Annotated in this window: 10 protein-coding genes and 1 riboswitch; of the genes, 3 read left to right on the top strand and 7 right to left on the bottom strand. The window is 63.6% G+C overall.

Annotated features, from left to right (window positions below; genetic code table 11):
* The 7 genes from BM160_RS20085 to BM160_RS20055 all read right to left on the bottom strand — a co-directional run.
* The coding region (locus tag BM160_RS20085; protein ID WP_177219090.1) for a phage integrase N-terminal SAM-like domain-containing protein at positions 1-246 on the bottom strand (246 nt) is incomplete at its 3' end.
* 181 nt (positions 247-427) lie between these two features.
* Entirely contained in the window at positions 428-949 is a 522-nt protein-coding gene (locus tag BM160_RS20080) for a GNAT family N-acetyltransferase (protein WP_092007938.1), read from the bottom strand.
* A gap of 415 nt (positions 950-1,364) precedes the next feature.
* On the bottom strand, positions 1,365-1,802 hold the full coding sequence (locus BM160_RS20075) for a ribonuclease HI family protein (protein WP_177219089.1): 438 nt from the start codon (positions 1,800-1,802) through the stop codon (positions 1,365-1,367).
* A gap of 35 nt (positions 1,803-1,837) precedes the next feature.
* The gene (locus BM160_RS20070) at positions 1,838-2,914 is read right to left on the bottom strand and encodes a lipocalin-like domain-containing protein (RefSeq protein ID WP_092007937.1); all 1,077 of its coding nucleotides are present in this window, start codon (positions 2,912-2,914) and stop codon (positions 1,838-1,840) included.
* Position 2,915: 1 nt separating this feature from the next.
* The gene (locus BM160_RS20065) at positions 2,916-4,007 is read right to left on the bottom strand and encodes a PLP-dependent cysteine synthase family protein (RefSeq protein ID WP_092007936.1); all 1,092 of its coding nucleotides are present in this window, start codon (positions 4,005-4,007) and stop codon (positions 2,916-2,918) included.
* A gap of 74 nt (positions 4,008-4,081) precedes the next feature.
* On the bottom strand, positions 4,082-4,312 hold the full coding sequence (locus tag BM160_RS20060; RefSeq protein WP_143093301.1) for a hypothetical protein: 231 nt from the start codon (positions 4,310-4,312) through the stop codon (positions 4,082-4,084).
* Between the two features lie 124 nt (positions 4,313-4,436).
* A complete protein-coding gene (locus BM160_RS20055) occupies positions 4,437-7,019 on the bottom strand; it encodes an FtsX-like permease family protein (protein ID WP_092007934.1) in 2,583 nt (860 codons plus the stop codon).
* Positions 7,020-7,054: 35 nt separating this feature from the next.
* On the opposite strand from BM160_RS20055, the gene BM160_RS20050 reads away from it, so the two are divergent.
* The 3 genes from BM160_RS20050 to BM160_RS20040 all read left to right on the top strand — a co-directional run bounded on the left by BM160_RS20050 (position 7,055) and on the right by BM160_RS20040 (position 10,095).
* Positions 7,055-7,804, top strand: a complete 750-nt coding sequence (locus tag BM160_RS20050; RefSeq protein WP_092007943.1) for a GNAT family N-acetyltransferase — start codon at positions 7,055-7,057, stop codon at positions 7,802-7,804.
* A gap of 87 nt (positions 7,805-7,891) precedes the next feature.
* Positions 7,892-8,854, top strand: coding sequence for a threo-3-hydroxy-L-aspartate ammonia-lyase (locus BM160_RS20045; protein WP_092007933.1), 963 nt, complete (start codon positions 7,892-7,894; stop codon positions 8,852-8,854).
* Positions 8,855-8,911: 57 nt separating this feature from the next.
* A riboswitch (TPP riboswitch) is annotated at positions 8,912-9,009 on the top strand.
* A gap of 63 nt (positions 9,010-9,072) precedes the next feature.
* Complete coding sequence (locus BM160_RS20040; protein ID WP_092007932.1) at positions 9,073-10,095, top strand: thiamine ABC transporter substrate-binding protein; 1,023 nt, start codon at positions 9,073-9,075, stop codon at positions 10,093-10,095.
* The last annotated feature ends 1 nt before the right edge of the window (position 10,096 follow it).

Genomic DNA, 10,096 nt, shown 5'->3' with positions numbered 1-10,096 from the left:
GAAGAACTTCAACCCGGTGATGGTGGCGTTCAGCGTGATCGGCGAGACGCCCCGATCGATCATGTGCAACTGGAACCGTCGCAAATCCTCCGCAGTGGCTGTGTCGGGCGAGCGTCTCAGAAAGCCGGCGAGGTATCGCACCGCGCGAACATAGGCGGCCTGGGTCTTGGGTTCGAGTTTGCGCATGCGCATGTCGTCGAGCATGCGTTGGCGCAGCGGCGAGATGGCTTGGGTCAAAGGGATCATGATCGTGCTCCTGTCGAAGAACGAGGCCGATTGCCTCACTCGCCAACATAGACAGGGACGCGATGTTTACCCCGCGTCAGGGCCTTTGCGGCGGACTACCGCGCGAGCGGTTTAGTCCTTGGGCTCAAAGCTGCTCTGGACACTCCTAAAAATCAGACGCTAGGTGCCGCATCGTCCCCACTTATCGAAGCGGAGTACTAGCTTTTAGGCGAAGGTACATATGTGTTTCGTCATGTAGTTCGCCATCGATAAGCAGGGCACCTGGCTCACAACCGAATACCGTGAAGCCGGCTGACTGGTACAGACGAATAGCCGCCGCATTGCTGGCATTGACGCTGAGATTAATTTGCTGAACCGAAGGTACTGACCCGGCTACGGATATAGCCTCTTGCAACAGCGCACGGGCTATACCCTTGCCCCTTACCTCGGGCCCTACGTACATGCCCCAAACGAACGCCTTGTGGACGAGCTTTTTCATGCTCTCTCGGCCAAGACCGATCATGCCAACAAGTGTGTCATCCTCGAACGCACCGAAGATGCCTCGGTCGGGCTTCATGACCAGCCGTGCCTCAACTGTGGTGACCGGAATATCCTTCTCTTCATCGTAGCTTGAACCGAATGCCGAGGGACTGTCGCGTAACGCGGAGAGACGCAATGCTTGGAAGGCTGAGGCATCAAGAGATGTGAGACGGCGGATATGCATGGGAAGATGGTTGAGTGTCTGATTCGGGCCGAATTCGGGCAGGGGCCCAGGAAGGCCGCACGGCCATTGAATATTGGGTTTGAGGCGTGCCTTAAAACCCTCCGTACCTGTATGTAAAGAACAGCGCGGCCAGGACGCCAAGGATGGCAAGGATGGTCATAACTCTTCCCATGGTGACTCCTTAGTTAAAGCTCAATGCTACTGGGTTGGGCTACCAGTCTGCTTGCCCACTCTATCCCAGAGTGACCGGTCTCGCCATGTCACCGCCAGGAAGCAAGGGGGCCGCCGGGGACTGCGCTGCATACCCCTTGAGTTGAGTGTTCGCCCGATTGGCCGGCATTGGCCGCATGCTGCCTTGGTCGAAAAACGCAACGTGAGGATTGATTGGCCGGCGGTAGCCTCAGCTCGTCTGAAACTAACGTCGCTTCTTGGAGGTTTTGACAACGCGCTTTTCAGTTATCCCTAGTGAGGCACGAGCAAGTGCATCAGCTTCACTGTTGCGATGGCTCGGTATCCACACCAGATCTGCTTGGTCGAACGAATTGAGCAATGCTCGCGTTTCATCAAACAAGGAAGCCAGTCGGGTAATCGGCTTTGCTGTGCTGCTGCCGACCTGTTCTACAACGACACTGTTGTCGCAATGTATGAGAAGCGTATTCGCACCACGTGACTTCAATTCCTGAAGTGTCGCCAGCAACGCTCTTAGCTCCGCTTCATTGTTGCAGCCGACCCGATGCGCCGCTTGCGAAAAAGTGTGGCGCGTGCCATCAGGCTCGGTAAACACCGCTCCAAGGCCCATGCGACCTGGGTTGGGAACGGCGCTGCCATCACAGTAAACAACCCAAGGATTCATGTTCAATGTCCGTCGCAGATGGTCGTCATTCCTGCTCACAGCCGCAGCGCCTGCGCATATCCAGTCATCTCCAGATAGCCGCTGCCTGTAGGCTGGCCCTGGCTGTCCCTCAGCTCGCTCAGGCCTTCCCAGTAAATCGCACCGGTGGAGCTGCGGCTGTCCAGTTCCTGGTTGTCGATCACCGCCTTGACGGTGTAGGCGCCCGTGGGTGTTTGCAGCGCCCATTCCACCGGGTAAGCCGTTTGTGTGAGGGCGCTGGTCCAGCGTCGCAAGGGTTTGAACACGACTTCCGCGTGGCCGAAGATGCGCAGCTCGCCCTGGGGTGAGCGAAAGGAGCCGCCGCCCCACAGGGCGTTGCCGTTTTTGTCGCGCAGCCGAAAGGCGGTGAGGGCGCTGCCGTCCAGCAGGTTCATGCCAATCCAGTCCCAGCCCACGGCATCGGGATGCAGCAGCTCTTCGCTCCATTCATGGTCCAGCCAGGCCTTGCCGCTGACGGCAAAGCTTTGCCCCTTGAGTTGCAGGCTGCCTGTGGCGGCCAGTTGCGGCTGGCTGTAGTAGTAGCTGGCTTGTTTTTCTTGCGGGCCTTTGCGCGACAGGCCTTGCTGGCCCTGCAGCAGCACGGGCTGGGTTTCGTTGAATTGCAGCTTGAGGCCGAAGTCGGCGGCGGGCAGCTCGGCGGTGTATTGCCCACCCTGGCTTTTTAGCGACCAGTCGCGCAGCTTGATCTGCATGTCGTCCTGGCTCGCAAAGGCCACGCCAAAGCCATCGCGCGCGATGCGCTGGTCGTGCCAGAGTTTTTGGCCCTGCACGTCGGTGATGGCGGCATGGGCAAACAGCAGTTGCTTGGCCGCGAATTTAGAGGCCATGCCTTGCGTGCCATCGCCACGCGAGCGAAAAAATGTCAGCTGGAAACCGAACTGGCGCGCACCCGAGGTGGCCCGGCCGGTGATGTACCACCACTCGGTGCGAAAGTCCGGATGCGCGCCACGGTCGCGCGGAAAGGTCAGCGCCCTGGCGGGCAGGGCAAGCGCCGGGCTTGTCCAGCCGGCAAGGCCTGCCAAGCCGGCCAGCACCACAGGGCGGCGCCGGACATTGGCAGGCAAGCCATGCATGTCAACTCGCCAGCGCGGGCTGCATCAGTTGTTCGATGTGTTGCCGCGCTTGCATGCAATCTCCCATCTTGTCTTGCACCCAATCAGAGTCGTGGTAAGTGGGCAGGTAGCGCTCGCCCGAGTCGCACAGCAGCGACAAAATGGAACCCTGCTCGCCGCGCGCCAGCATTTCATGCGCCAGCTGCAGGCAGCCGACAAAATTGGTGCCGGTCGAGGGGCCCACCTTGCGGCCCAGCAGTTGCGATAGCGCCTGCATGGCGGCCAGCGAATCGACATCGGCCACTTCAATCATGCGGTCTATCACGGTGCGGATAAAACTGGCTTCCACGCGCGGCCGGCCAATACCCTCTATGCGTGAACCGACGCCGGTCAGGCTGGCATCGCCGGTGCGGTGGTATTCGCCAAACACCGAGCCGACCGGGTCGGCCACGCAGAGCTGGCTGTGGTGGCGCTGGTAGCGCATATAGCGCCCTATGGTGGCGCTGGTGCCGCCTGTGCCTGCGCCCACCACCACCCAGCGCGGCACCGGATGCCGCTCCATCGCCATCTGATTGAACATGCTTTCGGCGATGTTGTTGTTGCCGCGCCAGTCGGTGGCGCGCTCGGCATAGGTGAACTGGTCCATGTAATGCCCGTCGGTTTCCTGGGCCAGTTTGCGGGCTTCGTCGTAGACCTCGGCGGCGCTGTCCACCCAGTGGCAGCGGCCGCCGTAAAACTCGATTTGCGCGATTTTTTCGGGCGAAGTGCTGCGCGGCATCACGGCGATGAAGGGCAGACCCAGCAAGCGGGCGAAATAGGCTTCGCTGACGGCGGTGGAGCCGCTGGAGGCTTCGACGATGGTCGAGGTCTCATGAATCAGCCCGTTGCACAGCGCGTACAGGAACAGCGAGCGCGCCAGCCGGTGCTTCAGGCTGCCGGTGGGGTGGGTGGACTCGTCCTTGAGGTAGAGGTCAATGCCGCGCGCGGCAAATGCCGGCAGCGGCAGGGCGATCAGGTGGGTGTCGGCGCTGCGCTGAAAATCGGCCTCGATGCGGGCGATGGCGGCGCTGAGCCAGGAGTCGCTGAAAGTGGAGGAAGTGTGCGTAGAGGTCATGCGCCTGATTCTCGCAGCAAGATCGGGGGGCTGAATATGGGGCTTCAACCCGCGCCGGCAGTGCTGCGCCGGCTTCACAAGTTCTGGCTGGGGTCCGTGCTCCGGAACACCACTTCTCCACTGGGAACATGCACCACCCGTATTTCCTGGCGTGTCGGGTCGGCCACGCTCTTGACCGCGACGGCCACCGCCAAGGAGTAGTCGGCGTAGAGATGCTTGACATTGGGCGAGGGCAGCAAGCTGCCGCTGACCGGGTCCCGGCTTTCAATTCGGTAGTCGTGTGGCGGAGCGTTCTCAGATGCCATGGTGAAGACCTTATAAAAAGAATAATTCACTGATCGTAGAAGTCGATTGCTTCGCTCAGGTGACAAGCTTGCATCAAAAGCGTGAGGGACGTAAGCAAACGCAAATGGCCTGGTCTACCAGTCTTTACCAGTCTTCCTTGACGGCCAACACCGCCTCCTGGCCAGCCGCCGCGCGCCCGGCCAGCCAGGCCGTCAGCGTGCCGGCCACCACGACGGCGGCGCACAGCGCCAGCAAGCGTGGCCAGGGCAGCATCAGATCCATGCTCCAGTGAAAACTCTGCGGGTTCACCACAAACACCAGCACCGCTGATACGGCCAAGCCGAGCGCCAGACCGGCCACCGCGCCTATCACCGTCCAGGCCGCGCCTTCGCCCGCCACCACCGTCAGGATTTGCCGCCGGCTCAAGCCCAAGTGGGCCAGAAGGCCAAACTCCTTGCGCCGCGACAGCACCTGGGCACTGAAGCTGGCGGCCACGCCAAAAAGGCCAATCGCAATCGCCACGCCCTGCAGCCAGTAGGTCACGGCAAAGCTGCGGTCAAAAATTCGCAGCGAGGTGGCGCGCAGCTGGCTGACCGAGGCCATCTCCAGCAGCGCGCCAGCGCCCGACTGCTGCTCGGCCAGTCGGCGTATCGCCTGCTGTACCTCGGCCTCGCTGGCCTGGCCGTTCAGCCACAGCGCCAGCTCATTGACGCGCCGGTCGCCGCTCAGGCGCTCGAAATCGCGCTGCGCCACAACGATGGCGCCAAACTGCCGGGCATAGTCGCGCCACACGCCGGCCACGTAAAACTGCACAGGCGGCGAGTTTGCTATCGAATCAGGAGCTGTCACCGCATGTCCATACTGCCCTGCAGCACTAAAAGCCTGTGAAAGAGGGGCAAAAACGCGGCCCGGCCTGGCGCCATACAGCGCCACCATCGCTTCGCTGACATAAATGCCGACCAGCCCAGACGGCACCGTCAGCGCCTGACCGACCAGCGGCAGCGCGCTGGCCGGGTCGTCGATGGCGCGGGCTATCAGCGTGACGGCGGGCTTGTCCGGGTCCAGCAGCATGGGCGTGCTGCGCAGGGTGGTTAGCCTGGCCACGCCGGGCAGGCGCGTCGCCGCTTGCACAAAGAGCGGTGAGAAATAGGCCGCATCGCTGGCCGTGGCGCTCAGCGTGCTGCGCACATAGAGATCGGCCGGCAGCAGCACGTCCAGCCAGTGCGTGACCGAGTCGCGAAAACTCGCGACCATGACCGTCAGCGCCACGGCCAGGCTTAGCGATGCCACCACGCCGCTGACGGCCACGGCTGCGCTTTCGCGTACCCGGCGCGCGCGCTCCACCGCCAGCAGTGGCAAGAGGCTGTGCGCGACCCAGGGGCTGAGCCTGTCGTAGAGCAGCGTGATCAGCCAGGGCAGGGCGGTAATGCCGCCCACCAGCAGCAGTCCGACCGACAGATAAGCCGCCAGTGGAATGCCAAATACGGGTGGAAGCAGCGCCAGTAAAGCGCCACCAGCTATCAAAATAATACTTAACCAGCGTGGTGTGCCGGCGCCCGTGGCCAGGCCGAGGCCTTTCAGGGTTTGCGCCGGCGGCAGTTTTTGCGCGGCACGCGCCGGCCACCAGCCGCCTACGCCTGCAGCCAGTACGCCGAGTGCGCCATAGACCAACGCGGCTTCGCCATTCCACTGCAAGCTGGGCGCCACGCCGGCAAAGTAGCCGCCGCCCAGATCGCCACCCAGCAGGCGCAGCGCCAGCGCCGCCAGCGCCGTGCCCAGGGCAATGCCCAGCGCGCTGCCGAGCAGGCCCAGCAGCAGTGATTCGGCCAGCACCAGTTGCAGCCTCTCCCGGCCCGTGAGGCCCAGCACCCCTAGCAGTGCAAACTGCTGCGCCCGCTTGGCCACGCTCAGCGAGAGCACCGAGAACACCAGAAAGGCCCCGGTAAACAGCGCCACCAGCGCCAGCACCGTGAGGTTGACGCGGTAGGCGCGCGACAGCTTGCTGACGCGCTCGGCGTCGTCCCCAGGTGCGCTGGCGCTGATGCCGGCTGGCAGTTGCAGCGCTGCCAGCAGGCCGCGGGCATCGCTGCCGGGCTTGAGCCGCAGGTCTATGCGCGAGAGCTGGCCGCCCTTGTCAAACAAGTCTTGCGCCGCGCCCAGGTCCATCACGGCCAGCGGCCCGCCGCCCGCACTGACACTGCCCGCCACCCTGACGCTGCGCAGCTGCAGGCCGCTTTGCAGCTGCAACTGCGGGCTGCCGAAAGCCTGGCGTGCGGCCGGGTTCAGAAACACCGCATCGGGCGCAAACAAGGCCAGTCGGTCTGCGCCCTTGGCCGGCACCGGCATCAGGGCCGGCGCGATTTGCGCCAGCGCCAGCGCGTCCACGCCCATGACGCGCAGGGGCTGGCGTTCGGTCTTGCCGTTTGTCCCGGCCAGCGCATAGGTGGTGATTTCCAGTACCGGGCTGGCCATGGCGACTTGCGGGTGATTGGCCACGCGCTGGTAGACGGCTTCGTCAAAACTGCCTTGCACCGCCCGCAGCTCCAGGTCGGGCTGGCCGTTGACTGCGCGCACCGCCTGAGAAAATTCGCTAAGCGCCGAGGCATTGATCAGCTGCACCGAAAACGCCAAGGCCACGCCCAGCATCACCGCCGCCACGGCGGCGGCATTGCGCCAGGGATGGTGGCGAAGCTCCTGCCAGGAGAAGGTGCGAAGAAGTGCGCGCATGCCAGGATTGTGCAGGCTGCGGCAAAATGCCTTTCATGCACATTGACGTTGAATCCATAGAACGCGCCACGTTGGCCGCAGTGCCTCCCGCCGCCTTGCAGGAAATGCCCGGTTGGTTGCTGGGGCTTGATTCCGGAACCGTAGGCAGGGCGCACAGCGCCGTGCCTTTGCAGCATGCCGCGCCAGACCCCGCGGTGGTGGCTCAAATCGAGCAGTGCTACGCCGCGCATGGGCTCAAGCCGACGTTTCGTCTTCCGCTGGTGGCGAGTTTTGAAAGTTTTCGCGATGCCTTGGCGCGGCGCGGCTATGCCCCATCCCAGCCAACGCGGGTTCAAGTCGGCTCTTCACATGCCGTTCAGCAACTGCCTGGCGGCTCGCCGCAGGGCGCAGACCTGGAGCTCGCGGCGACGCCCGATGAAGCCTGGGCATCGGTTTTCCTGGGCGAAGGCTTTGATCCGGTTGATGGCGCCAACCGGGTGCGCTTGCTCGGGCGGGCGCAAGACGCGGTCTTTGCCAGCCTGCGCGTGGATGGCCGCGCGGTGGCCGCAGGCGCTGCCAGCTTCAGCCATGGCTGGGCCAGCATTCATGGCATGCGCACGGCACTGTCCCATCGGGGCCAGGGGCTGGCGAGCCGCATCCTGGCGTCCTTGTCCAGCCGGGCGCAGGCCCGGGGCATTACGTCGGTTTTTCTGCAGGTGGACGCGGAAAATACCAGGGCGCAGGACTTGTACCAGCGCGCCGGTTTTGCCACGGCCTGGACTTATGACTACTGGCGCAAGCCTTAGTCGCCATATTTAGCCGTCATGGGCCGGTGAGCGCCAGGCCGGCCATTTTTTCGAGTTTTTACCTTCCTTAACGAAAGCCCTGATCCCATGCAATTGCCTACTTACGAAGATGTAGTCGCTGCCGCCGCGCGGCTGGATGGCCATGCGCACCGCACGCCGGTGCTGCGCTCGGCCACCGCCGATGCGCGCTGGGGTGCGCAGTTTTTCTTCAAGTGTGAGAACTTCCAGCGCATGGGCGCCTTCAAGTTTCGCGGTGCTTTCAATGCCTTGTCCAGGTTCGATGCCGCGCAGCGCCGGGCCGGCGCGATCACTTTCTCGTCGGGCAACCATGCGCAGGCGGTGGCGCTGTCGGCGCAGCTGCTTGGCATGCCTGCCGTGATCGTCATGCCGCAAGACGCGCCGGCCGCCAAGCTGGCCGCCACGCGCGGCTATGGCGCAGAAGTCGTGCTCTACGACCGCTTTACCGAAGACCGCGAGGCGCTCACGCAGCGGCTGGCAACCGAGCGCGGCATGACCTTGATTCCGCCCTACGACCATCCGGATGTGATTGCCGGCCAGGGCACGGCGGCCAAGGAGCTGCTGGAGGAAACCGGCCCGCTTGACTACCTTTTCGTGTGCCTGGGCGGCGGCGGCTTGACCAGCGGCTCGGCACTCGCCGCACGGGCGCTGGCGCCGCAGTGCAAGGTCTATGGTGTCGAACCCGAAGCCGGCAATGACGGCCAGCAGTCTTTGCGCACGGGCAGCATTGTGCGCATCGCCACGCCCAAGACCATTGCCGATGGCGCGCAGACCCAGTACCTGGGTGACTACACTTTTGCCATCATCCGGCGCGATGTTCATGACATCGTCACCGTGAGCGATGCGCAACTGGTGGAGTGCATGCGTTTTTTCGCCGAGCGCATGAAGATGGTGGTGGAGCCAACTGGTTGCCTGGCGTTTGCCGCGGCCTGCGCGGCGGCTCCGGCGATCCAGGGCGCTCGCGTCGGCGTGATCGTGAGCGGCGGCAATGTGGATCTGGCGCGCTACGCCGAACTGCTGAGCGGGTCCTGAAGCGGCGCGGCGACGCGTGCGCCTGGCGCTTGTTGGATGCGGCGCCAACTACAATCTAAAACTCACCGGGGGTGTCCGCCAGCAGGCGGGCTGAGATATACCCCACTCACCTGATCTGGGTCATGCCAGCGTAGGGAGCGTGATGGACCAGGGTCCGCCTTTGCCGGCTTGCTCCCCTGTCATGCGCCCCCAGTCTGGCGTATTGAAAGGCGCAAGCAATGTACAGGCGGACTTTTTCTTTGGCGGCACTGGCGTTCGCCGCCACGGCGTTTTCGGCCGCGCCGGCACTGGCCGCCGATGAGCTGCGGGTCATGGTGCACAACTCCTTTTCCCTGCCCAAGCCGCTGCTGGCCCAATTCGAGGCGCAGGCCGGTATCAAGCTCAGCATCATCAAGGCGGGCGACGCCGGTGAAATGCTCAACAAGCTGATTTTGACCCGCGCACAGCCGCTGGCCGATGTGGTGTTCGGTATCGACAATGCGCAGCTGGTCAAGGCCCAGGCGGCCCAGGTGCTGGAGGCGCATGGTCAGGCCGGCGTCACTGGCAGCCTGCAACTGGGCCCCCAGGTGGTGGCCGTGGACTACAGCTTTGTCGCCCTCAATTACGACAAGGCCGCCGTTGCCAAAAGCGGCTTGCCTTTGCCTAAAACGCTGGAGGATCTGACGCAAGCGCCTTATCGCAACTGGCTGGTGGTGGAAAACCCGGCCACCTCCAGCCCGGGCTACGCCTTTTTGCTGGCCACCGTGGCCGGCATGGGTGAGGAAAAAGCCTTTGACTGGTGGGCCAGAATGCGGGCCAACGGCCTGAAGGTAAGCAAGGGCTGGAGCGAAGCCTATTACACGGAATTCAGCCGCAACGGCGGCAGCCGCCCATTGGTGGTGGGTTATGCCACCAGCCCGGCGGCCGAGGTGTTTTACAGCAAGGAAAAAATCACCGAGTCGCCCACCGCCAGCTTGTTTCTCAAGGGCGGGGTGTTCCGCCAGGTCGAGGGTGCGGCGCTGATCAAGGGCGGCGGCCATCCCGAGGCGGCCCGCCAGTTCATCGAGTTCATGCGCTCGGCGCCGGTGCAGCAGGCGCTGCAAACCAGCATGTGGATGTTTCCGCTGGACCCGCGCACGCCACGGGTGGAAGTGATGCGTCATGCGCCCGAGCCCGCCGCCTTTGAAAGCCTGTCGTCCGAGGTCATTGCGGACAAAGGCAGCCAGTGGGTCAGCCGCTGGACCCAGGTGGTGCTGAAGTAAA

The organism is Polaromonas sp. OV174, assembly GCF_900112285.1.
Classification (GTDB): domain Bacteria; phylum Pseudomonadota; class Gammaproteobacteria; order Burkholderiales; family Burkholderiaceae_C; genus Polaromonas.
The sequence above is the reverse complement of the archived record's forward strand: the minus strand, read 5'-3'. Positions and strand labels throughout refer to the sequence as shown.